Raw genomic sequence first — 22,766 nt, forward strand, 5'->3', positions numbered from 1 at the left:
GGCATGTTTACAATCGGTTTCAGGGATGCGCGCTCCCATTTTACGCGCTTTATCATGTCTATTATCGCTATTGCGCTGGGTACCGCTTTTATTGTGGGGTCGTTCAGCTTCCGGAATATGCTGGAAGACCAGATGGCCGCTGCATATGCTTCCTCAAGCGAAGGCGATGTTTATGTGCGCGGTGCCGATAAGGCAGAAGGGTCCTCAGCCTCTTTCGGTTCTTTGGCGTCTTCGTCGGCAAATTATAATACGGTCTCCGAAAAGCTGGTTTCGGAAATAAAGAAAACCCCCGGAGTCGCGACAGCTTTTGCCCTTACTACGGTAAGCGGTACAGCCCTGGTGGGCAGGAATGAAGAAGTGGTAACATCGGGGACAGCGGGTGTAACGACTGTATCGATGGCTAAAGATGCCACGTGGCGTTCTGCCCGGTTTACTTCCGGTACATATCCGAAGGGCCCGGAGCAGATAGCCTTGCTTAAGGCGACAGCAGATGCTGCCGGTCTGAAAACAGGGGACAGCACAACTTTTGTATATTCCAGCGGCCCGAAGAAAGTGAAAGTCAGCGGTATCTTTACGCTGGATGAAGTCGCCCAGGGGACCCTTTTTGTGGGCATTGACCCTTCTACAGCAAGGGAGGAAACCGCGTATATGCTCACAGGCGGTGCAACTTCCAAACAGGCGTCTGATGCTGCAGCGCAGACAGCTGCGGCTTCCTCTGCTTCAGGTACAGGCGGTTCTTCCGTATCCGCTTCAGGTTCCCCCGCATCGGCCCCCAGCCCTTCCTCATCCCCCTCTGCCGGGGTTAAGAAGAACTCCTCCGCAGGTTCCGGACTTTCCTCCGCGCAGGCGAGGCGCAGTGCAGCGCAGCAGAAGGAGATCCAGGAACGCAGGCTCCGTGAAGCTCGGGAACAGGCTGAACGTAAACGCCAGGAAGCCATTGATTCCGCAAATGAGTACGTCACATCAATAACGGTCTATGGAGATACCAATAACGGAAAACCTCTGACGCAGTCCCAGCAGGAAGCACTTGCGCAGAAGATCGGTTCACAGATCAAAAACGCCCCTGCAAATTCAGGGAAGCATAAGGCCAGTGCAGTCACAGGCGATACCCTGCGTTCCGAGCAGAAGGACAGTATCAACGACACTATGGGGTTTGTCCAGCCGATGATCCTGATATTTGCCTTCATTGCGCTTTTTGTAGGTACATTCATTATTGCCAATACCTTCTCCATGATAGTACGCGAATCTATGCGCGGATATGCCCTCCTGCGTTCAGTAGGGGCGAGCCCGAGCCAGGTGTTCAGCACCGTGATCATCCAGGCACTCATGATGGGTGTTGTCGGTTCAGTGATTGGCGTCCTTCTGGGATGGGGCATGATCGCACTTATATCAGCAGGCCTTGCCCGCTTCGGCTTTGCGATGTCAGGGCCTTCAATCCCCGGGTTTGATGCCGTCGGTACTGCCTTTGCCGTGGGGATCATCATTTCCCTTATCGGTGCAGCGCTTCCTGCGCGCAGGGCTGCCCTGGCCCCTCCAATCCAGGCGATGAATGAAACTGTCAACCCACAGAAGCCTACCCGGCTGCGCGGGTGGCTGGGGCTTGCCATGATGGTCATCGGGGCACTGTTCTGGTGGTTTGCCGCTGCCCGTGCAATGTACAGCGGCAAGGCGGGCGAAGGGCCGACCCCGGTCCGGTGGCTCAATTCGCTGCCTGCTGACGCTGCTTTAGGTATCGGTGCAGGTTTCGTAGTGCTGTCTGTCATCATTATCACGCCTTCATTGGTGGTACCTGCGCAAAAAGTGCTGGGGTCTATACCGCAGCTCCTTTTCCCGGTTTCCGGGAAACTGGCTTCGCGCAATCTTGACAGGTCCAAACGCCGTACTGCGAACACGGCTGCTGCGCTTTTTGTCGGCCTTGCCATCGTCAGCTGTGTAGGCACTTTGACCTCCAGTATTACGGCATCAACAGCGGGGATAGTTGATAACGGGATGAAGTCGGACTTCGTTGTGCGCTCGCAAGTTTTAACATCGCCTCTGCCCTCAGATCTGAAGTCAGATCTGGAAAAGGTCGGCGGTGTCAGATCCGTGACCAGCATGAACCTTGTACCCAATGTGAAGTATGACGGCAAAGAGCTTTCCGGTATGGGAAGCAGGAGCGTCAATGTTTCAGGGAACTATTTCAGGGATGTTATGGATGTGCACATGGTCAGCGGTACTGCCGATTCCGCTGTGAACAGGGGTGAACTCGTTGTAGGCAAAACGCTGGCTGACAATAATAAATGGAAAGTCGGCCAGACCCTTACCCTTTCTACGGCAGAGGGCGAGACCAAAGCCAAAGTCGGCGCCGTTACCGATTCTACGGAGTTCAGTTATGTTGTCTTCCTTCCGAAGGCCGTGACCGAAAAGCTGTCGAAAACCACTGCTGAACATACAACAGTCATGTACGTTACTGCAAAACCGGGTACGGACCTGAACGCAGTCCAGAAAAGGATAAAGGAAAAAGTCAAGAAATATTACGTGATCTCTGTGCTCAACAAGGAAGAGTTCAAATCCACGATCGCTACGATGATCAACGGCATCATGGTGATCATTTATGCGCTGCTGGCACTGTCGATCATTATTGCAGTCTTTGGTGTAGTCAACACTATGGCGCTGTCAATATCTGAACGGACCCGGGAGATCGGCCTGCTGCGGGCTATCGGTACCGGCAACGGGCAGGTCAGGGGCATGATAGCCATAGAGGCAGTTATGATATCTGTCCTTGGCACTGTGCTGGGGATCATTACCGGGGTCGCTGCAGGGGCAGTTGTCCAGAAGGTCTACACTGATAATGGCCTGGGGACTTTGGATATCCCATGGCAGCAGATCCTCGTATTCCTGGGGCTGTCTGTAGTGATAGGCCTTATAGCAAGCCTGTGGCCGGCCCGAAGCGCCCTTAAAATACCGGTTCTCAATGCCGTTAGTGATGAATGATAGGCTTGGGGCATGCGCATAATAGTTGCAGACTGTTCCGCCCGGTATTCAGGGCGCCTCAATGCTTCGCTTCCCCGGGCAAAAAGGGTGATACTGGTTAAAGCTGATCAGAGCTGCCTGATCTTTTCCGAGCTTGGGTCGTATAAACCGCTCAACTGGATGGCTGCGCCATGTACGCTGCGTGAGATCAGCAAGGGCAGCCCCCGGTATGCGTCTGCGTGCACCGATATGGATATCGACAGTGAGGGCAGGGGCGATAGGGATGAGGACCCTGAAGGCATTCCCGGTCCCCAGGATATGCCTGCCCCTCCCATGAAGTTCCTTCACGTATCGGCTGACAAGTCTTCCGACACCCTCATTATTGCGCTGTGGGATATTTTCAGCGACAGTGATTTTAATCTTGGCGAAGACCCGGGGCTGACCAAGGATGGGGTTGAAGACCATCTGCAGCACTATCTTGCCGTGCAGATCGAACGCATAGGGAAAGGCGCAAAACTGGTGCGCCGTGAATATCCAACTGCTATCGGACCGGTGGATATTATGGCAGTCGATGCTGACGGCATGCATGTGGCAATTGAGATCAAGCGTCACGGAGGTATTGACGGTGTGGAACAGCTGACGCGCTACTGTGAGCTGCTCAACCGTGATACGTCGCTGGCGCCGGTACGCGGGATATTCGCCGCACAGACTATCACGGCACAGGCGCGCACCCTGGCGGAAGACCGCGGTTTTGAATGCCTTATCCTTGATTATGAGGAAATGAAGGATGACAATTCCAGCGAGATCATGCTGTTCTAAGCTGTCCTGACGGGTTCAGCAGGCTGCCGGCAGGGATCCTTTAATTATCTCCTTAAAAATATCCGTAAACAGCGTATGTATGGCGGACAGCTGCTTTTGCCTGGGCTGGACGATGCTCAGCATAAGCGGCGGTACTGACGTATTCTCCAGTTTCAGATGATGGAGCCTCCCCCTGTCCTTTAACGGGTCGATATCTGCCAGAAAACCGATCCCTGCGTTGTTTTCTACCATGCTGTTGACTATGTTGATATTCTTGTTCTGGTACAGGATAGAGGGGTAGGTGCCAGTTTTGCGTGAAATTAGCCTGAATGCCTTATAATGGCTGCTTTTTGGGCTCAATAAAATGAATTTTTCATTTGCCAGCTCTTCAAACCTGACGCTGCTCCTGTCCGCCAGAGGGTGCTGCGGGCTGACAGTGATTTCAAAAGGGATATGCAGTATCGTCTCGCTTCTTAGATAGGGGGCTGTAACTGGTTCCAGAGAGAATATCGCTGCCAGCTCAATATCACCGTTGCCAAGAGCGTTAAGCAAGTCATGGGAACTGCCCTCAGTCAGGGCCACATTGCCGCTGATGCCGGCCTTCTCGAGTGCAGGGATTATTGCTGCCGTATAATAGGAAGCGATAGTATTAGGGATACCCGCATGTATGACTGCGCCGTTTATGCTGGAAATCTCTTCCTGCGCCTTTCCCAGTTCTGACAGGGCTGATTTTGCGTGCTTATAAAATATTTTGCCGTTTTGCGTCAGAGCCATCCTTTTATGGGACTGGTCCCGTATGATCAGCTGCGCTTTGAGGTCATTCTCGAGGTGTTTTATAGCATATGAAATAGTAGGCTGGCTGACATGGTATTTTTCAGCTGCCTTGGTGAAGCTTTTTTCTTCGGTAAGGGCGATGAAATACTGGATGTCTTTTAACCGCATTTATACTATCCTATGGTTTTGATGCTACATAACGCATCATATAGGAGTCTTCTATCACTGCTATCAGGTTTGACTATAGGCTCTGCAGAGATACATAATACGTACCATAATTTTCATTTATACTGGCAGTTTAAGGAGGTTCATTTTATGGATGGCCAGGCAATTTTGAACGACCCTTTTCGGAACAGGGGTACGGCTTTTACAGTGGAGGAGCGTAAAGAGTACGGTTTAACAGGGATGCTCCCTATCCACGTCCAGACGCTGGAGGAACAGGCTGCACAGACGTATGCCCAGTTCCTTTCCAAAGATTCGGATATTGAAAAACGCAATTTCCTTATGACGGTTTTCAATACGAACAGGGTCCTGTTTTACAGGCTGATGTCAGAGCATCTGGTGGAATTCATGCCGATAGTCTATGACCCTGTTATTGCGCAGGATATTGAACATTACCATGAGCTGTTCATCCAGCCGCAGGGAACAGCCTATCTGGATATCAACCATCCGGAGAATATCCGGGCAAGCCTTGAAAATGCTGCTGACGGACGCCATATCCGCCTTATCGTGGCCACTGATGCCGAAGGTATCCTGGGCATTGGCGACTGGGGGACGAACGGGTCGGAGATCTCTGTCGGGAAGCTGATGATCTACACGGCTGCTGCCGGTATTGACCCTGCAGAAGTATTGCCTGTATCCCTTGATGTCGGCACAAATAATGAAAGGCTGCGCGAAAACCCTCTGTATCTGGGGAACCGGCATGCGCGGATATATGGGGAGCAGTACGATGATTTTATTGAAAAATTCGTTGAGGCAGCTGAAGATCTGTTCCCGGGGCTTTACCTCCATTGGGAAGATTTCGGGCGCTCGAATGCTACGAGGATCCTTAAAAAGTACCAGGATAGGATCACGACATTCAACGATGACGTGCAGGGGACGGGTATCGTCTCCATGGCAGGCATCCTTGGCGGCCTCAATATTTCAGGGGAGAAGCTTGTTGACCAGCGTGTGCTGACTTTTGGTGCAGGGACTGCCGGCGTTGGTATTGCAAACCTCATTATGGATGAGATGGTCCGTTCAGGCCTGAGCGAAGAGGAAGCCCGAAAGCATTTCTACCTTGTTGACAAGCAGGGGCTGCTGTTTGAGGATACTGAAGGCCTGACTGAAGAGCAGAAGCCATTTGCCCGCCAGCGTTCTGAATTTGAGGATGCAGATAGCCTGACAGGCCTTCTGGCAATCGTCAGGGCGGTACATCCCACAGTGATGATCGGCACATCTACCCAGGCCGGCGCTTTTACGGAGCAGGTCGTCAGGGAGATGGCTTCCCATACCGAACGGCCTATTATCTTCCCGCTGTCGAACCCCACAGAGCTCGCTGAGGCCAAGGCTGAGGACCTGATCCGCTGGACGGAAGGCCGTGCCCTTGTGGGCACAGGCATACCTGCTGCGGATGTTGAATACAATGGTGTGACGTATCAGATTGGGCAGGCAAATAATGCCCTGATGTATCCCGGGCTGGGCTTGGGCGTCCTGGTATCTGATGCAAAAATACTTAATGGCGAAACGATATCCCGTGCAAGCCATGCCCTGGGAGGTATCGTTGATGCCTCTAAGCCGGGCGCTGCTGTGCTTCCTCCTGTTTCTGACCTGACGGAGTTCTCCGACACCATCGCCCATGCCGTTGTTGAAAGCGTACTTGAGCAGAAGCTGAACCGTAAGGATATCACTGATATTGATGCGGCTATCGTATCTGAAAAATGGACACCGGAATACAAGCAGCAGCTGCGCATGAAGTAGATGCGGAGTAATCAGACAGCAGGCAGGTATAGGGGGGGCAGGCATAGTGTTTATGCAATCGATCGGAAGCGTGATCAGTATTATGCTGATCATAGTGCTTGGTTTTGCGCTGGAGAGATCCAAATTTTTCCACGACAGTTTTGCCGGGGATATCTCGAAACTCATTATCAGGATCGCGCTGCCTGCCGCCATTTTTGTTTCGGTCCTGAAATACCTGACGCGAGGCAGCCTCATATCTTTTATGGGGGCGCTCATGTATCCCCTTGGAGCTGTCCTCATCTCCTATGTGATCGCATACCTGCTGGTGAAAATATTCAAGATCCGTCCCGGACGGCGGGGCATATTCATGAATACAGTGGCTAATGCCAATACTATTTTTATCGGCCTTCCCCTGAATATAGCCCTGTTCGGGGATAAAGCCACTTCGTATTTCCTGGTTTACTACCTTACAAACACTATTTCTACATGGGCTATCGGCGTTATCCTGATTTCGCAGGATGACCCCACGCAGGCAGATAAAAAAGCGAAATTCGACTAGAAAAAGCTTGTCACGCCGCCGCTGCTGGGGTTCCTAGCGGCGCTTATATTCCTCCTGCTGGGAATACAGCTGCCTTCATTCATCAGCTCTTCGCTGACTTACGTCGGAAATCTGGTGACTCCGCTTTCCCTGATTTATATTGGGATCGTCCTCAGCAAGGCAGGGCTGAAAAGTATCCGGATCGACAGGGATACTTCCCTTGCCCTGCTGGGGCGGTTCATTATCTCACCTGCAATAATCATTATCCTGTTTATGGCTTTCGGCGCTTCGCTGCCGCTGCTGCTTAAACAGGTCCTGATAATCCAGTCAGCTGTGCCTGCCCTGGCGGTCCTTCCTATACTGGCCAACGAATCGCATGGCGACGTTGAATACGCAACGAATATTGTTACAACATCGACCCTGCTGTTCGTTGCAGTAGTCCCGATACTGAGTGAACTCGTTATTTATCATCCTGTCCTTGTATGACGCACCGTGGGGCGTGACGGCGCCGGGGCAGGCGGGGGGGGGACGGATATGTGGCGGCGTGCAGCAGTGCGATGAAATTGCTGATTGCTGAATAAGCTGGATAAGGTGCTGTGTAAGGAAATCGGGGTATGCCTGCTCTATTGGGCACTTAGGATATCAACAACGAACACGAGGGTAGAATTTGCCGGGATGCCGTTCTGCGCGGTATCGCCGTAACCCTCGGACGGCGGGACTACCAGCAGGACCTGTGAGCCGACAGTCTGGCCGGCAAGCCCGTTCGTCCAGCCCTTGACCACCTGGGAGAGGCTGAAAGTCGTGGGCCCTCCGCGTGACCATGAACTGTCGAATGGCTTGCTGGCGTCTCCGCCCAGAAGCCAGCCTTTATACTGCACGGTCACGGTATCAGAGGGTTTGACTGCTGCGCCCGATCCTTTGATAAGCGTCTGCGCTACCAGGGTTCCATTGGATTTATACGTATCAAGCCCTGAAATTGACGGCTCCCCATTCTTCCCCAGGGCCACTTTAGGCAGTGAAGGGTCAGCGGGGGCAACTGGTGTGCCCGATGCGCGGGCAGGCACTTTCTTTGCATCTGTCAGAGTGAGGGCGAGAAGGTAGCTGGCGGGCTGCGCTGAGCTGCTCTGTGTGGAAGTGCTGCTGCTTTTTACTCCAATAACAACAGTTGAGTTTACCCGCATATTTTTGAAAAGCTTGTAGAACCCCTCCTGCATCCCCGATTTGGTCAGGAAAGTATTGCATACAGGGCTGCTTGCCCATGTGGAGCTGATCTCTTTTCCTGTAGAGGGATTCAGCACTATCTGATGGAGGCATAGCTGATCACCGTCTTCAGCCTTTTTCCCGTTGCCTTCGCGGGCAATCTGATAGGTATAGTTTTTTACATCGTAGGGGGTCTTGAAAGTGATCGTGGGCTTTTTACCCATTTCGCCTTTGACGGTGAACGGTTTGTCGCTCAGTTCAGCGAAAGCATCTTTCGTCCCTTCTTTTTGTGAAGATGAACCGCAGGCGGTCGCAGTTATGCATATGGCCCCTGTGCAGATTATTGCTGTAAGGGCGTACGCGATTTTTCGAACAGTCTTATTTACCATAATACCTATGGTAGTGGGGCGAGTGTAAAAGGTGGTGGTGGAGGCTGTTCCCCGGAATGGGAAAACACTGAGAGCCTCCTGAATTTCTACAGCTTCGGGCGAAGTATGAGGGAGTTATGCCCATGTTCCGTTAAAATAGGTACGTTAAAGGAAAAATCAGGAGCTTCATAGTGACAAACAACGAAACAGAAACTGATGAGAAGCTTGAAGAGGATAGCAGGCCTCAGGCCGGTGAGCCGGACAGCAGGCTGGCTTTCCGCAGTGGGGACAGCGGGCGCTGCGAGGGGCCGGGCGCTGCTGTGCCGGAAGACGGGCTGCAGGGCGGCGATGCGAGGCATACAGCTGATGTTTCTGATAACGGCCAGGAAGGCGAAGCTGAGTCGGGATCCGGCGGCCGGGCGTCGCATCGCGAAGAGCCGCGAAAAACACGGAAATCCACACGTAAATTTATTGCACGGTATATACTGGCGCCATTTTTTGCGGTAGCTGCCGTTGTTGCGCTTGTTGCCGGGATATTGTTTTCAACGGTATGGGGGCCGCGGCACACTTTAAGCGCGCGTGCTGAAAACCTGAACACCAATATTGTATATACGGCCGATGGTGTGGCGAATATCAGCGGTTCCCGCCTGACGGTAAAAGTTACAGGCAGAACTGGTACTGAAGTATGTGTGGCGGTTGCCAATGCACGTGATATTTCTGAATGGGCAGCCAGCGAAAAGCATACTGTCCTCACCGGGCTGGCATCATGGTCTTCCCTTTCCTCACGGGTTGGAGGCGGCACCGCTGCGCAAAGCAGCATGGACACCTTCCGCAGTTCTGACCTGTGGCAGTCCGTTACCTGTAACCAGGGGTCTGTGACCGTGAATGTCCCAGATTCTGACGGGAAGGCCGTTATTGCAGGCTCGTCCCGGCCAATCAGTTCGGTAACGATGGACTGGGTGCGTCTCACGCCTGTAAACTTTAGCCGGCCATGGTACATCGCTGCCGGAGTGTGCGCCGTACTTGCTATTTTGAGCGCTACCATACTCGCTGCATTCAAGCGCCGGCCAAAGGCGAAAAGGAATCTGGCGGCAGATGGCGCTGAGCATCAGGATACAGAACAGACACAGGTGCTTATGGATGTTACAGAGCAGTTCCGGTATCAGCGGCCTGATGTAGTCCCTACCCACCGTGATCCCGGCCGGCAGCGCGGACGCGGCTTGTTCCGGCGCAGGAACCGTGGAGTGATAAGCGCTGAAGAGGCGCTTACCGCTGATTCCCAGCTGGATGCTGCTTCGGGGACACCTGCGATCGTTGATCCCAGAAGGGCGAATATGGTTGAGCGGGTAGCCCGGAATAATGCTTCAGAGGGAAGTGATGCTACTGCCGGAGGATCCCCCGATTCTGCCGTGACTGCAGCCGATATACTCAACCGTGCCCGTTCGCACAGAGGTTCCCGCAGCGATGCTGACAGCCCCTCAAATCAAAGGCTGTCCGCACTGGCAGCCCGGACCGCAGAAGGGCCTTCCGATACAGAGGGCAGCGGCAGCGAGGCAGCTGAAGAGGCATCTACTACCGCATCGTTCAGCGAAATGGCAGCATGGCTTGAGCGTGTCAGGCGCGAAGGGTCCAAGCCTCCGGAAGATAATACAGTCGATATCCTTGCAGATGAAAAAGAAGATGCTGCCCGCCGCAGGCTATTTGAAAACTCTGACAATACACAGATAACAGACATAGAGTCGGCGCTGGACGGCAGCCATGATATTCAGGGGCCGGCCGCAGATGATACTGAGGCTTCTGGTCCCACTGGCGGCGACAGCGGCGGCACGGACAGGAATACTGATGAGAATACCGAAAGCAGCGGAGGTGCCAATGACTAAAGATATGTGGATACGGACTGCCAGGCGGGCAGGGGCTGCCCTGTTCAGCATAGCTGCTGTGGCTGCCCTTGCTTCGTGCGGGACTCCCGGGCCTAAGAAAACGGACATGTCGAATACAACAGTGGTAACGGTAAGCCAGGAAGAAAGGATCCGCAAGCGTATCATCCAGCGCATTTTAGAGCTTGATGATTCAAAAGACACTGAGGCGCTCAAACAGTTTGCCTCCGGCCCTGAGCTGACAGTACGGACAAGCCAGCTGGCAGTAGCTAAAGCAACGGATTCCATAGACCAGACTGCAGATATCCCTGACGGCGTGCAGCAGATCATGATCCCGACTGAGGCAAACTGGCCGCGTTCAATCTTTTCCATCACAACAACCACAGAAAACCAGCAGTCAGGCCGCCTGCTGGTGTTTTCACAGGATTCTGCCCGTCAGAATTATAAGCTGTGGGGGCTGGTCCGCCTGTTCTCAGGTGTCCAGCTGCCTACGTTCCGTCAGCAGACCCCGGCAACAAAAAGCTCTGCTGAGATCAATGATCCGAACCATACCGGTACGGCAGATCAGGGCGGGCTTGTTATGACTCCTGCCGATGCGGTACGGCAGTATGCAGATATCCTGCAGAACGGATCTTCAAGCAAGTATGCGAAGAGTTTTGAGAACGATTCCCTGCGCACTGAACTTGCGAAACTTACTGCGACTATAGATGACGGTGTGAAGCGCAACGGCGGTACACAGCAGCAGACATTCACATATAAGGATGGGGCGATCCGCGTGCTTATGACTGCCCAGGCCTCCCGCCTGAAAGGGGCGAAGCTGGGGGCACTCGTTATTGCCCAGATCGATTCTTCGTGGACAAGGACAGCGGGTGAGGACCGTACATCGCTTCCGATCTCTGATGCAGAAAAAGCACTGTTCGGTGACCAGGAAGGCAAGCAGACAATAGTAGCCAATTACACTAATGTGGTTGCCTTATACGTCCCCTATGCGAACAGCGGCTCTAATGCCAAAGTGGAGTGTGTGGGGGCCGAACGGGTCCCCGTGTCCGTAGAAGCGCGGTGACCTGCAGCAGGGTGCTGCGTATGGCAGGCGGTGCTGCTCCCATACAAAGCGGCACCGCTGCATGGGAGCAGCATAGCGGGTAATTGGATAACTGGATAACTGGATAAAAGAGGGATATTATGACTAATTCTCAAAGCGGCGCACAGCCCCAGCCTTTCTCGGGTATGAACCTTGCCGGTGCTGTGGACCTGGAGGCGCTTAAACATAAAGTAGATGCTACTGCAGGCGAATCGGGCGGCGCCCCCGCAGCCGGCGGGTATGTGACGGATGTGGATTCTTCAGGCTTCGAATCGATGGTCCGTATGTCAGCTACATATCCGATCCTACTTTTGATGTGGCAGTCGGATGATAACAGGTATTTTGACCTGGCTGGGAAGCTTGCCGATATCGTTAACGGGCTTAAGGGTCAGATACAGCTTGCCCGCATGGATATTGGGTCGAACCCTCAGATAGTCCAGGCGCTGCGGATGCAGGGCGCTCCCGCTCTGTATGCGCTTATTGGCGGCAGGCCTATGCCGATCCTTCAGGGGATGCCTTCTGATGATGAGCTTGCACAGGTCAGGGATCAGATACTCCCGCAGCTTATAGCCGCAGCCCGGCAGTCAGGCGTAACCGGGAACGCACCGTATATCGGTGACGGCAGCCCTGATTCTTCTGACAGCACGCAGGGCAGCGGCGGACAGGATGCTTCCGATGCAGGGGCTGCCGGCTCCTCCGGACCGCAGATCCCAGCTGGCCATGAAGAAGCTTACGGTTTTGCCCGTAACGGTGAATATGCGAAGGCTGCGGCCGCGTATAAGAAGATCGCCGAATCCGATCCCCATGACAGTGTTGCGGCGCGTGAGTATGCCAAGGCTGCGCTTCTCGATCGCAACGGCGCTTCAGATGTGCGTGTTGTGCGCCAGGCTGCGGGGGATGATCCGGACAGCATGGAAGCCCAGATGGATGCAGCCGATATCGATATGATCGGCGGGCATATCGAGGATGCTTTCAGCAGGCTTCTTGATTTCCTTGCAGCAGGCCATAAGCAGAATACTGATGCTGTCAGGCAGAGGCTCCTTGAATATTTTGCTATCCCTGAGGCTGGTGATGACCGGGTACGCAGGGCGCGTGCGCGGCTTTCCGCTTTAATGTACTGACAATTTTAATGTACTGACACAGTACCGGCAGTACCGGCAGTACCGGCAATCAATATGCCGGCCTGCCCATTATCCCTGCCGCATCTTTCAGGCTGATATGCGGTTCGTCCCGAAACCTTCGTGGAATTGGGGGCCGGAAGCTTCCAGCTCGGCAATATAGCGGTCTTTCCAGCTGCTGTAGGGATGCTCGGCCAGGCCGTCATTGGAGAAACGCCAGTCATCGGTTATTTCAGTAATGCAGAATTCGGGGATCAGCAGATTGGTTACAGGCTTGCTCCGGCTTGTTTCCGCGGCTACAAGCGGATAGTTGTCCCCGCCGAATACATCGAGGTTCCATCCGTCTTCGCCTATCCACGCGGTATACCGTGTTTTGACTAAGGATTTGCCTCCCCGCCTGATGAGTTCCACAGCGATATCAGGGTCGATCTCCCTGTCTGCTTCGTAGCGCGTCCCGCTCATGGAAGGGCCTTTGACCGTTACCGATGCTGAGCGGAAACGGTTGCGGTATTTATCAACGGCCTCCAGGGGGTCTGTATGTTCATCTACCTGTGCGTCTGTATTCGCAGCCCTGATCCGGACCCGCAGAGCGTAGTTATCTTCATGTATGTAATAGCTCTGGATTATCAGGGAAGGCTCTTCGCTGATGGTGAGGTCGCATGGAAGGCTGTAGCAGAAGAACCGGCGGTCGTATTCAAAATCAGAAAAAGGGTCGCTCATCGCTGGAACTCCATTCCGTAGATTTGCTCTTCATCCATATTTTAGATGTTTCTGCGTACTTTATATCTTTACATCCGCTAAGATATGGCTAAGGTATGGGCAGGCATCCGTATGGTTTTTGTCCCTATTGTGCATCTGTGTCTGCACAGGTCCTGTATGGGACAGGCTGTATTAAACTTAGTAGCAGGACATACGGTTACAGGCAGTATCATGATGCAAGGAACTGGGAATGCGGATAAAGAATATTGTTATTTCTTCCCTGATGGGTGTAATAATCATATTCTTTGCTTTCGCTGTGTCGTGGGTTGCTGAAAATGTGCATACAGATCCTTTCGGTATACAGGGAAGCTATTCTTCTTTAGTCGTGCAGGACGACAGCACTCTCAGCGGAGCCGATCGTGAACGGATTGAGAAAAGCGGTGCTGTTTCAAAGCTGAAAGATTTTTTAGATCGGGAAAATATTGATATAGTTGCTGTCCCAACAGGGGATTCATTCCCTCAGGCTGTTGTCTATTCACCCTCCCATTCCATCTGATGGGCAAAACAGGTGATGTCTGCCGGCAGCAGCGATGTTATGGCAGTCGCAGAAAGCTGTGCCTGCCGTAGCGCAATGCCGCAGCAAGCCTTTCTGTATGCTTTTGGGGCCGGATGTGCAGGATATGGATAGGCGTTCAGCTGTGGATTATGCCGGTTATCACCTGAAAGCAGATGGCTATATCCCCCGGGGGCAGTCTTATTTCGATCCTGAAGGGAACGGCGGAAGCTTAAATAATAAAATACTGATTTTTCTTCCCGGGGAAGCAATCAGGAGAGTAGGGCAGACCGAGAAATCAACCGCATTGTGCTCTGCAGTTTTCTTTGATGCTGATCTTGGCACTCTTGTTAAACTGGCAAGAAATGATTTTCTGTATCTTGTTGAGCATGACCTGGACCGTGAACAGCCAGAATCGTTCCGGGGCCTTCTTGTTGTTTCCGCAGTTTACATCGTTGGAGCCCTTGCCCTTATGCTTATCGCGCTTATCCTGTTTTCATCAGCAGGCCTTGAAACATTGAGGGAAAGCTTGCCTGACCTGGCTGTCCGCAGGCTGTTCGGCGCCCCCAGAAGCCTGCTCCTTACAAGGGTGTATTCTTTCCTCGCATTCGTTATAGTTTTGCCGGCGCTGGCTCCGCTGCTGTTCTATTCGATGCTTTCCCCTTATCATCAGTCTGCTGCTGTGATTGCTGGGATAATTGCGCTGATTTATGCTTTTGCAGCTGTAAGGGCAACACGGTACCTTACTTCGAAGGATGTGATCTGAAATGGTGCAGGGACAGGTACAGGGTTCTGAGGCCTTTGCTTTTGTGGAGTGCAGGGATATCAGCAAAGCATACCGGCAGGGAAGGGAAAAGGTCCAGGCGCTGGAAAGGGTATCGCTTAAAATCCTTCCTTCACAGGCAGTCGCGGTCGTGGGGCCTTCAGGCTGCGGGAAAACGACCCTTCTCAATATTATCGGCTGCCTGCTGGCTCCGGACTCGGGTACGCTGCTTATCAAAGGGCATGAGCCGAAGCGTACAGACAAAACACTGTCGCAGCTGCGGAACAGTACTTTCGGATATATCCGTCAGGATTATGCGCTTATTGGGACGGAGACTGTAGGGCATAATGTTTCCATACCGCTTGAATATGCCGTGCCTAAAATGAAACGTGCTGACCGGCGCAGCAGGGTTTTTTCTTCGCTGCAGAAGGTCGGGATGGAATGGGCGATACACCGTAAGTCTGATGCGCTGTCAGGCGGGGAACAGCAGAGGGCAGCTATTGCGCGGTGCCTGGTCAATGATCCGTCGATTATTATTGCCGATGAGCCTACAGCAGCGCTGGACCATAAAAATGCAGCGGATATAACAGGGCGGCTCCTCAGCCTTACGCATGATCCAGATACCCCTCGGGCGCTGATAGTGGCGACACATGATATGCGGCTCGCTGAACAGTGCGACAGTATTATTACTATTTCTGACGGGAAAATAACAGATATGCAGTAGGTACGCAGTAAAACAGGCAGGCATCAGGATAGATAAAAGATAAATAAAATAGTCCATGCATATATGAGCAGCGGCAGAGCCCTCATATGGCTCTCAGTATGGCCTAAATAAGGGCCTGGGCGCCTGTATATGAAACCCTGCGCGCCCGGACCGGCGATTTTGACCGCCAGATACGCTAAAGTAGAAGCGCTCGGGTTTGTAGCTCAGTGGATAGAGCGTCTGTCTCCGGAACAGAAGGTCGAGGGTTCGAATCCCTTCAAGCCCACGGAAACAGTGGAATTCCTGGATGCAGGAGACAGATGGAGATCCCATGAACCCTGAAAAACTCGCACAGATTATTGCGCAGGCCGCACATACCCTTGTTGCTGAAGGGAAGGCCGGGGATCTTACCGATACCATGCTTCCTGAAGACGGCGAAATCGTCGTTATGCGTCCCAAAGACCGGGCGCACGGTGACTGGTCAACAAATATTGCCATGCAGCTGGGCAAAAAGGCAGGCATGGCGCCCCGTGACCTGGCGCAGAGGTTTGCTGATGTGCTTTCTGCGGCTGACGGCATTTCTTCCGTGGAAGTAGCAGGGCCGGGTTTCATCAACATTACCCTGGATTCAGCTTCTGCCTCCCAGATCGTCAATGAGATACTGGAGCAGGGTCCCAGGTTCGGCACGAACAGCCATCTTGCAGGAAAAACTGTGAACCTTGAATTCGTTTCGGCAAACCCTACAGGGCCTATCCATATTGGGGGGACACGCTGGGCTGCTATCGGCGATGCCCTTGCACGGGTGCTGGAAGCGAACGGTGCGAAGGTTATCCGTGAGTATTATTTCAACGACCACGGCGAGCAGATCAACAGGTTTTCCCGGTCGCTTGTGGCTGCCGCCCATGGCGAGCTTACCCCCGAAGACGGTTATAAAGGCACATATATCAATGAAATTGCTGATGCTGTTATCGCCCAGGCTCAGGCTGAAGGTATCGATATCCTCAGCCTGCCCCGCGTAAAAGCTGAAGACGGGGCAGAAGGGGACAGCCCGCAGCGTGAAGAATTCCGCAACCGCGGAGTTGCCATGATGTTTGATGAGATCAAGAAGTCCATGGCTGATTTCCGCGTGGACTTTGACGTCTACTTCCATGAGAACTCCGTTTATGAGGACGGTGAGGTCGATAAAGCTGTAGAACGTCTTAAAAGCCTTGGCGATATTTACGAGAAGGACGGTGCTACATGGTTCCGGTCTACAAAGTACGGTGATGATAAAGACAGGGTCATTATTAAGTCCAATGGCGAGGCGGCCTATATCATGGCCGATATTGCTTACTACCTCAATAAGCGTCACCGTGCACAGGACCCTGCAGATATTGCTGTTTATATGCTTGGGGCCGACCATCACGGATACGTACAGCGCCTGCAGGCAGTATGCGCGGCTTTCGGCGATAAACAGAATTACAATATGCAGATCCTCATTGGGCAGCTGGTGAACGTTATCAAGGATGGGCAGCCGGTCCGCATGAGCAAGCGCGCCGGCAATGTGGTGACGATTGATGACCTTGTTGATGCCATTGGGGTCGATGCTGCGCGCTATTCCCTGGAACGGACTACGTATAATCAGAATATCGATATTGACCTGGATCTGATGTCAAAGCATTCCAATGAAAATCCCGTATACTATGTGCAGTATGCGCATGCACGTTCCAGAAATGTTGACCGTAACGCACAGGCTGCAGGCATTACCGGAGAGGATGCCGACCTGGGCCTTCTGGATACGGCGGCGGATTCCGAGCTGCTGGCTCAGCTGGCCCTGTATCCGTCAGTAGTGCTGACAGCTGCGGACCTTAACGAACCGCACAGGATCGCCCATTATCTGGAGGATCTCGCAGGCAAATACCACCAGTGGTATGCTGCGGAACGGGTGGTCCCCATGCCGCTGACGGGTCCGGAAGAAAAGGCGGCAGATGCCGAGGCCCTGCGCGCGGCCAAAAACCCTGGTCCTGCCTGCGCTGCCGCCCGCCTTAAGCTGAACGATGCTGCATGCCAGGTATTCGAGAACGGCCTCGGGCTGCTGGCAGTCACAGCTCCCGATAAAATGTAGCATTGCTGCGGAGTATGCTGCTGCAGACACTGCTGTAACATGGCAGGGTGCCGTACGGTGCCGGCGATGTCCTGCGGATGCCCCATAATTATCAAGCTTACCGGTGCGTGGCACGTGACGGCTTCAGACGTATGATCCCGCATGGCATCGGGGCGGCTGGGGTTGAACCTCCCGTCTCTGCCGATCCCTGCCGTCGCATGGGCATAGGGCTTAGTGCCGGAGACGGGGGAGCAGTTTTACTGTTATGCATGCGAAGGTGTTTGTTAAAGGTATTTCCGGGCGCCGTACTATAAAAATCATTGCAGCCGTGCTTGCGGTTTTCATCGCGGGCAGCAGCGTAGCCGGATGCTCGGCCCCATGGGGGAAAACAGGCGGCAAAGGCCTGGCTAAAGTGGTTTTTATGATGTCGTGGGCGCCCGATACTAATCATATCGGCGTGTTCGTGGCGCGTGAAAAAGGGTATTATGCGAAGCTCGGCCTTGATGTTGATATCCTGGCAGCAAGCCAGACCGGTGCCGAGCAGTCTGTTTCCGGGGGCGGGGCTGATTTTACGCTGTCCAGTATGGCTAACGTTGCAGATGCGAACATCAAAGACGGGCAGCTTTCCCTTATTATGCAGGTACAGCAGAAAACTTCTGCTATCTGGTGCTCTCTGGCTTCAAACAAAGCTATTGCTTCCCCCAAAGATTTTGACGGCAAGACTTTTGCAACTTTTGGCGGCAGCGAATCTGATGCTGTTGTCAAAAGGATGATCAGGAAAGCGGGAGGCAAAGGCGAATTCGACAAGGTCACAGCAGGCACATCAACGTTCAGCGCCCTGTCTTCAGGGAGGGCTGATTTTGGCGGATTTTATGCCACATGGGAAGGCATACAGGCTGAAATGTACGGCCCTAAGCTGAAATGTTTCACTGAACCCGACTACGGTGTACCCGGCAATGCTGATGAGCTGGGCATAGTCTCCAGCAGCTCTTACTTAAAACAGCACCCTGATATTGCAGAGAAATTCGTGAAAGCGACCCAGGAAGGCTACATGTACTCGTATACCCACCCTGACGATGCGGCACAGATACTTGCCGGTTCTTCTGAAGGCAAAGTCGCCGGGCTCAGGCCTGATTTTGTAAAACGCAGTATGGCAGCCATTACTTCCGGTCAGTACTGGGGAGATATTTCCCGCCTGAAAAACGGCACATCCACTTTTGGGGCTATAGATTATGCTTCAGGGCAGAAATATTTCGATTTCCTCTTCGAATCCGGTGCGTATAAGGACGCGCAGGGCCGGCCGGTAAAATCTGCTCCGGCCGCTACGGCACAGGCGACCGGAAAGTATCTGGCCAGCCAGGAGGCTGTGCTTAAAGGTATTGAAAGATAGCTCAGGGTTCAGGAAGGAATGACTGCCATGCGGATCATGATGGACTGCGATACCGGCATTGATGATGCCCTGGCCATCCTGTACCTTTTGGGGTCACCGGATGCTGAGCTGATTGGGGTAACGGGGGTTTTCGGCAATGTGCAGGGGAGTGTGGCTGTACACAACAGCCGCGGCTTGCTGGACTGCCTTGGACGGCCGGATATCCCTGTGTATGAAGGTGCCGGCGAACCGTCATATTGGCAGGCCGGCTCCGGGACCGCAGGGAGGCCGTATACAATAGACCCGGGATGTGAGCGGTTCCATGGGAAAAACGGATTTGGAGGGGCACAGCTTCCCGGCCTCCCTTCTTCGTACTCCCGCGGCAGTATATATGCAGATGGTGCGGCGGCAATAGCTGAAGCGGTGAGGCGTTACGGCACTAGTGTGACCATACTTGCTACAGGGCCGCTGACTGATATTGATGAAGCCCTTCGCCGGGCACCGGATATTGCCCCGAAGATGAAGCTGGTGATGATGGGCGGGACTCTTACCCAGCCCGGCAACTGTTATGATCTGGTGTGCGAGACGAATATTATCAATGATCCGGAAGCTGCTGACAGGGTTTTCCATTCAGGCGCTGATATTACAATGGTCGGGCTTGACGTGACCCATCAGTGCCTGATGACCCGCGGCCATATGCGTGCTGTCAGGCAGGCGGATACACCGCTGGCGGAGTTTGTCTGCCAGATGGCGGATTATTATATTTCCGCTAACGAAGCCGCAGATCCGGTTTTTGCACAGGGAAGCCCGCTCCATGACCCACTTGCTGCGGCTGTTGCCCTTGACCCTTCTCTGGTGCAGCTGTTCCCGATCAGCCTTCGTGCAGAAACGAGGACAGGGGACGGCTACGGGGTGCGCGGCCGTACTGTCGGTGATCCAGCTATGCTCCATACGTCTGCGGATGAGCCGGGCAGCAAGGCATCTGTCTCCCATACTCGGGCAGCCCTTGGCGTTGATTCTGCGCGTTTTGTATCTGCGTGGCATAAGCGCCTGCTGAAGGTATGTTCGGAGTATCCGCAAAGGTAAAGGCAGCGAGACATTTCAGTATGTATCAGGACTATCTAAAAACTTGAGCCGCAAACACTCAAGTTTGGAATAATAGTGCTGGAAGCCCTGTTAAATACTGCAGGATATATAAGTAACGCCGGTAAACCCCGGCAGCAGTATGAACAGGAGACTCAATGGACGAAAAGTTTACAACGATGGCCCAGGAGGCCATAGGTGATGCGGTGCAGAGCGCTTCCGCTGCAGGGAATCCCCAGGTGGGGCCGCTGCATCTGCTTGATTCCCTCCTCCGCCAGGATGGCGGGGTCGTCAAAGGGCTGATCCAGGCTTCGGGCGCTGATGCGCAGAAGATAGGGGCGCAGGTACGCCGCGCACTGGCCAGCCTGCCAAGCGCAAGCGGATCCTCTACGGCCCAGCCCGATGCCAGCCGCCAGCTGGCAAAAGTGCTGTCAGACGCCCGCAGGGAAATGAACAGCCTGGGAGATGAGTATATCTCAACAGAGCATCTGCTTATTGCTATTGCCCAGAGCGACGGGGAAGCAGGGGATATCCTGCGCAGCGCAGGTGCCGATGCAAAAGCCCTCCGCAAAGCTATCCCTGAGGTGCGCGGCGGCGCTAAAGTTACGAGCCCGGATGCGGAAGGGGCATATAAAGCTTTGGAAAAATATTCAATCGACCTGACAGAGCGTGCCCGCGAAGGGAAGCTCGACCCCGTAATCGGTCGTGACGCAGAGATACGCCGTGTCATCCAGATACTGAGCCGCAGGACCAAAAACAATCCTGTCCTTATCGGCGAGCCGGGAGTAGGGAAAACGGCTGTAGTAGAAGGACTTGCCCAGCGCGTAGTTGCAGGTGACGTCCCTGCGGGGCTGCAGAACAGGCGGATCATCTCCCTTGATATGAGCTCTATGGTTGCAGGCAGCAAATACCGCGGTGAATTTGAAGAGCGCATGAAAGCAGTGCTCAATGAAATCAAAAAGTCTGACGGCAATATTATCACTTTCATTGATGAGATCCACACTATCGTTGGCGCCGGCGCAACTGAAGGGTCCATGGATGCCGGCAACATGCTCAAGCCTATGCTGGCCCGCGGTGAGCTGAGGCTTATTGGTGCTACAACGCTTGATGAATACCGCGAGAATATTGAAAAAGACCCTGCCCTCGAACGCAGGTTCCAGCAGGTCTTCGTCGGTGAACCCAGTGTGGAAGATACCATCGCTATCCTTCGGGGGCTGAAGCAGCGGTATGAGGCACATCATAAAGTTACTATCGGCGATGATGCGCTGGTGGCTGCTGCCACACTGTCAAACCGGTATATTTCAGGCCGGCAGCTTCCGGATAAGGCGATCGACCTGGTCGATGAGGCTGCTGCCCATCTGCGTATGGAACTGGATTCTGAGCCGGAAGAGATTGATGAGCTCCAGCGCCGCGTCACAAGGCTGGAAATGGAGGAAATGCAGCTTAAAAAAGCTGAGGATACAGCCTCGCGCGAGCGCCTCGAAAAGATCCAGTCAGAACTGGCCGATACCCGCGAACAGCTTGCAGGCCTGAATTCCCGCTGGAGTGCGGAGAAAGCCGGCCATAACAAGATCGGCGATCTGCGTGCACAGCTTGATGCACTGCGTGTGGAAGCAGATAAGGCGACCCGTGAAGGTGATCTGGAGCATGCCTCCAAGATCCTGTACGGGCAGATCCCTGAAATCCAGAAACAGCTTACCGAAGCTGAATCTAAAGCCGATCAGCATGGCGGTGCTGCGGAGGCCGGCAGTGCCGATGCTGAGGGCGGCAGCCCGGATACGGAACCGATGGTCCCTGACCATGTGGATGCCGACTCCGTGGCAGCTATCGTATCCAGCTGGACAGGCATCCCCGTAGGGCGCCTGATGCAGGGTGAAAACGAGAAGCTCCTCCATATGGAAGACGAACTGGGTAAGCGCGTTATTGGCCAGCAGCAGGCAGTACAGGCTGTTTCGGACGCTGTGCGGCGTTCCCGTGCGGGTATTTCCGACCCTGACCGCCCGACTGCAAGCTTCATGTTCCTCGGGCCTACCGGCGTGGGTAAAACAGAGCTGGCAAAAGCGCTTGCAGATTTCCTCTTTGATGATGAGCGCGCAGTAGTGCGCATAGATATGAGCGAATACATGGAAAAGGCTTCCGTGTCGCGTCTGATCGGCGCAGCACCGGGATATATCGGATACGAGGAGGGCGGCCAGCTGACCGAAGCGGTCCGCCGCAGGCCTTATTCAGTGGTCCTTTTCGATGAAGTCGAGAAAGCCCATCCTGAGGTTTTCGATATCCTCCTGCAGGTCCTGGATGACGGGCGCCTGACTGACGGGCAGGGCCGTACCGTGGACTTCACGAATACGATTCTCATCATGACATCCAACCTGGGGTCGCAGTTCCTCGTGGATACGGGTATGGATGCCGATGCGCGCCGCAAGGCTGTGATGGATGCAGTCCATATGCATTTTAAGCCTGAATTCATCAACCGTCTGGATGACCTGATCATCTTTAACCCCCTTACCCGCGAGGAATTGGGGAAGATCGTCAATATCCAGGTCGAGCAGGTCGCATCGCGCCTGACTGACCGCCGCATTACGCTTGACGTTACTGATTCCGCACGCCAGTGGCTTGCGGACACAGGGTATGACCCTGCGTATGGCGCCCGCCCGCTCAGGCGCCTGGTACAGAGCGAAGTTGGCGATAAGCTTGCACGGATGCTGCTGGCAGGACAGGTCCACGACGGTGATACCGTGCTTGTTGACCATACCGGCGGCGAGCATCTGGAACTCACTGCATGGCCGACAGAAGACCTGGTCGGTGAGCCTGTTTCGGAAAAGTAGTAAAATAGTAGCTTCACATTCCGGCATCTGTCGGGAGAAAGGGA

At 53.8% G+C, this 22,766-nt stretch carries 16 protein-coding genes, 1 tRNA gene and 1 pseudogene; 15 read left to right on the plus strand and 3 right to left on the minus strand.

What is annotated here, in order from left to right; translation table 11 throughout:
• Window positions 1-3: 3 nt before the first annotated feature.
• A complete protein-coding gene (locus ABKA16_RS01395) occupies window positions 4-2,973 on the plus strand; it encodes an ABC transporter permease (RefSeq protein WP_380999533.1) in 2,970 nt (989 codons plus the stop codon).
• Between the two features lie 12 nt (window positions 2,974-2,985).
• Window positions 2,986-3,771, plus strand: coding sequence for an endonuclease NucS (nucS, locus tag ABKA16_RS01400; RefSeq protein ID WP_380999532.1), 786 nt, complete (start codon window positions 2,986-2,988; stop codon window positions 3,769-3,771).
• A gap of 15 nt (window positions 3,772-3,786) precedes the next feature.
• Here the strand turns inward: nucS and ABKA16_RS01405 are convergent, their stop codons facing one another.
• Window positions 3,787-4,692 (minus strand): LysR family transcriptional regulator, encoded by a 906-nt coding sequence (locus ABKA16_RS01405; protein ID WP_380999530.1) that lies wholly within the window; start codon window positions 4,690-4,692, stop codon window positions 3,787-3,789.
• 147 nt (window positions 4,693-4,839) lie between these two features.
• Here ABKA16_RS01405 and ABKA16_RS01410 point away from each other — a divergent pair, with 147 nt between their 5' ends.
• Entirely contained in the window at window positions 4,840-6,483 is a 1,644-nt protein-coding gene (locus ABKA16_RS01410; protein ID WP_380999528.1) for a malolactic enzyme, read from the plus strand.
• Window positions 6,484-6,565: 82 nt separating this feature from the next.
• Window positions 6,566-7,486, plus strand: a pseudogene (locus ABKA16_RS01415) (AEC family transporter).
• Between the two features lie 137 nt (window positions 7,487-7,623).
• Here the strand turns inward: ABKA16_RS01415 and ABKA16_RS01420 are convergent.
• Window positions 7,624-8,589: an FKBP-type peptidyl-prolyl cis-trans isomerase gene (locus ABKA16_RS01420; RefSeq protein ID WP_380999526.1), complete on the minus strand. Its 966-nt coding sequence runs from the start codon at window positions 8,587-8,589 to the stop codon at window positions 7,624-7,626.
• A 170-nt stretch (window positions 8,590-8,759) separates the two neighbouring features.
• Between ABKA16_RS01420 and ABKA16_RS01425 the strand changes: the two genes are divergently transcribed.
• The 3 genes from ABKA16_RS01425 (at window position 8,760) to ABKA16_RS01435 (ending at window position 12,647) form a co-directional block, all read left to right on the plus strand.
• Complete coding sequence (locus tag ABKA16_RS01425) at window positions 8,760-10,448, plus strand: hypothetical protein (RefSeq protein WP_380999524.1); 1,689 nt, start codon at window positions 8,760-8,762, stop codon at window positions 10,446-10,448.
• Entirely contained in the window at window positions 10,441-11,508 is a 1,068-nt protein-coding gene (locus ABKA16_RS01430; RefSeq protein ID WP_380999522.1) for a hypothetical protein, read from the plus strand. Before ABKA16_RS01425 ends, ABKA16_RS01430 begins: the two co-directional genes overlap by 8 nt.
• Window positions 11,509-11,627: 119 nt before the next feature.
• Window positions 11,628-12,647, plus strand: coding sequence for a co-chaperone YbbN (locus tag ABKA16_RS01435; RefSeq protein ID WP_380999521.1), 1,020 nt, complete (start codon window positions 11,628-11,630; stop codon window positions 12,645-12,647).
• Window positions 12,648-12,734: 87 nt separating this feature from the next.
• Here the strand turns inward: ABKA16_RS01435 and ABKA16_RS01440 are convergent, their stop codons facing one another.
• Complete coding sequence (locus ABKA16_RS01440) at window positions 12,735-13,364, minus strand: hypothetical protein (RefSeq protein ID WP_380999520.1); 630 nt, start codon at window positions 13,362-13,364, stop codon at window positions 12,735-12,737.
• 229 nt (window positions 13,365-13,593) lie between these two features.
• On the opposite strand from ABKA16_RS01440, the gene ABKA16_RS01445 reads away from it, so the two are divergent.
• From ABKA16_RS01445 to clpB, 8 genes are all read left to right on the plus strand, one after another.
• Entirely contained in the window at window positions 13,594-13,899 is a 306-nt protein-coding gene (locus ABKA16_RS01445) for a hypothetical protein (RefSeq protein WP_380999518.1), read from the plus strand.
• 124 nt (window positions 13,900-14,023) lie between these two features.
• Window positions 14,024-14,662 (plus strand): hypothetical protein, encoded by a 639-nt coding sequence (locus ABKA16_RS01450; RefSeq protein WP_380999516.1) that lies wholly within the window; start codon window positions 14,024-14,026, stop codon window positions 14,660-14,662.
• Window position 14,663: 1 nt separating this feature from the next.
• A complete protein-coding gene (locus tag ABKA16_RS01455) occupies window positions 14,664-15,383 on the plus strand; it encodes an ABC transporter ATP-binding protein (RefSeq protein WP_380999514.1) in 720 nt (239 codons plus the stop codon).
• A gap of 192 nt (window positions 15,384-15,575) precedes the next feature.
• A tRNA-Arg gene (locus ABKA16_RS01460) sits at window positions 15,576-15,648 on the plus strand.
• Window positions 15,649-15,693: 45 nt separating this feature from the next.
• On the plus strand, window positions 15,694-17,466 hold the full coding sequence (gene argS / locus ABKA16_RS01465; protein ID WP_381000144.1) for an arginine--tRNA ligase: 1,773 nt from the start codon (window positions 15,694-15,696) through the stop codon (window positions 17,464-17,466).
• A gap of 244 nt (window positions 17,467-17,710) precedes the next feature.
• Entirely contained in the window at window positions 17,711-18,835 is a 1,125-nt protein-coding gene (locus ABKA16_RS01470; protein WP_380999512.1) for an ABC transporter substrate-binding protein, read from the plus strand.
• Between the two features lie 27 nt (window positions 18,836-18,862).
• A complete protein-coding gene (locus tag ABKA16_RS01475) occupies window positions 18,863-19,900 on the plus strand; it encodes a nucleoside hydrolase (RefSeq protein ID WP_381000142.1) in 1,038 nt (345 codons plus the stop codon).
• 155 nt (window positions 19,901-20,055) lie between these two features.
• Window positions 20,056-22,722 (plus strand): ATP-dependent chaperone ClpB, encoded by a 2,667-nt coding sequence (clpB, locus tag ABKA16_RS01480; protein WP_380999510.1) that lies wholly within the window; start codon window positions 20,056-20,058, stop codon window positions 22,720-22,722.
• Window positions 22,723-22,766: the final 44 nt, after the last annotated feature.

It is taken from the genome of Scardovia wiggsiae, from assembly GCF_051045985.1.
Lineage (GTDB): Bacteria > Actinomycetota > Actinomycetes > Actinomycetales > Bifidobacteriaceae > Scardovia > Scardovia wiggsiae.

What these genes read in the sequence shown, in the direction of transcription:
- ABKA16_RS01445 (WP_380999518.1), top strand. Translation starts at nt 13,594, where the DNA reads ATGCGGATAAAGAATATTGTTATTTCTTCCCTGATGGGTGTAATAATC.
- ABKA16_RS01455 (WP_380999514.1), top strand. Translation starts at nt 14,664, where the DNA reads ATGGTGCAGGGACAGGTACAGGGTTCTGAGGCCTTTGCTTTTGTGGAG.
- ABKA16_RS01430 (WP_380999522.1), top strand. Translation starts at nt 10,441, where the DNA reads ATGACTAAAGATATGTGGATACGGACTGCCAGGCGGGCAGGGGCTGCC.
- nucS (WP_380999532.1), top strand. Translation starts at nt 2,986, where the DNA reads ATGCGCATAATAGTTGCAGACTGTTCCGCCCGGTATTCAGGGCGCCTC.
- ABKA16_RS01435 (WP_380999521.1), top strand. Translation starts at nt 11,628, where the DNA reads ATGACTAATTCTCAAAGCGGCGCACAGCCCCAGCCTTTCTCGGGTATG.
- ABKA16_RS01470 (WP_380999512.1), top strand. Translation starts at nt 17,711, where the DNA reads ATGCATGCGAAGGTGTTTGTTAAAGGTATTTCCGGGCGCCGTACTATA.
- ABKA16_RS01395 (WP_380999533.1), top strand. Translation starts at nt 4, where the DNA reads ATGTTTACAATCGGTTTCAGGGATGCGCGCTCCCATTTTACGCGCTTT.
- ABKA16_RS01450 (WP_380999516.1), top strand. Translation starts at nt 14,024, where the DNA reads ATGGATAGGCGTTCAGCTGTGGATTATGCCGGTTATCACCTGAAAGCA.
- clpB (WP_380999510.1), top strand. Translation starts at nt 20,056, where the DNA reads ATGGACGAAAAGTTTACAACGATGGCCCAGGAGGCCATAGGTGATGCG.
- ABKA16_RS01440 (WP_380999520.1), bottom strand. Translation starts at nt 13,364, where the DNA reads ATGAGCGACCCTTTTTCTGATTTTGAATACGACCGCCGGTTCTTCTGC.
- ABKA16_RS01420 (WP_380999526.1), bottom strand. Translation starts at nt 8,589, where the DNA reads ATGGTAAATAAGACTGTTCGAAAAATCGCGTACGCCCTTACAGCAATA.
- ABKA16_RS01475 (WP_381000142.1), top strand. Translation starts at nt 18,863, where the DNA reads ATGCGGATCATGATGGACTGCGATACCGGCATTGATGATGCCCTGGCC.
- ABKA16_RS01405 (WP_380999530.1), bottom strand. Translation starts at nt 4,692, where the DNA reads ATGCGGTTAAAAGACATCCAGTATTTCATCGCCCTTACCGAAGAAAAA.
- argS (WP_381000144.1), top strand. Translation starts at nt 15,694, where the DNA reads ATGAACCCTGAAAAACTCGCACAGATTATTGCGCAGGCCGCACATACC.
- ABKA16_RS01410 (WP_380999528.1), top strand. Translation starts at nt 4,840, where the DNA reads ATGGATGGCCAGGCAATTTTGAACGACCCTTTTCGGAACAGGGGTACG.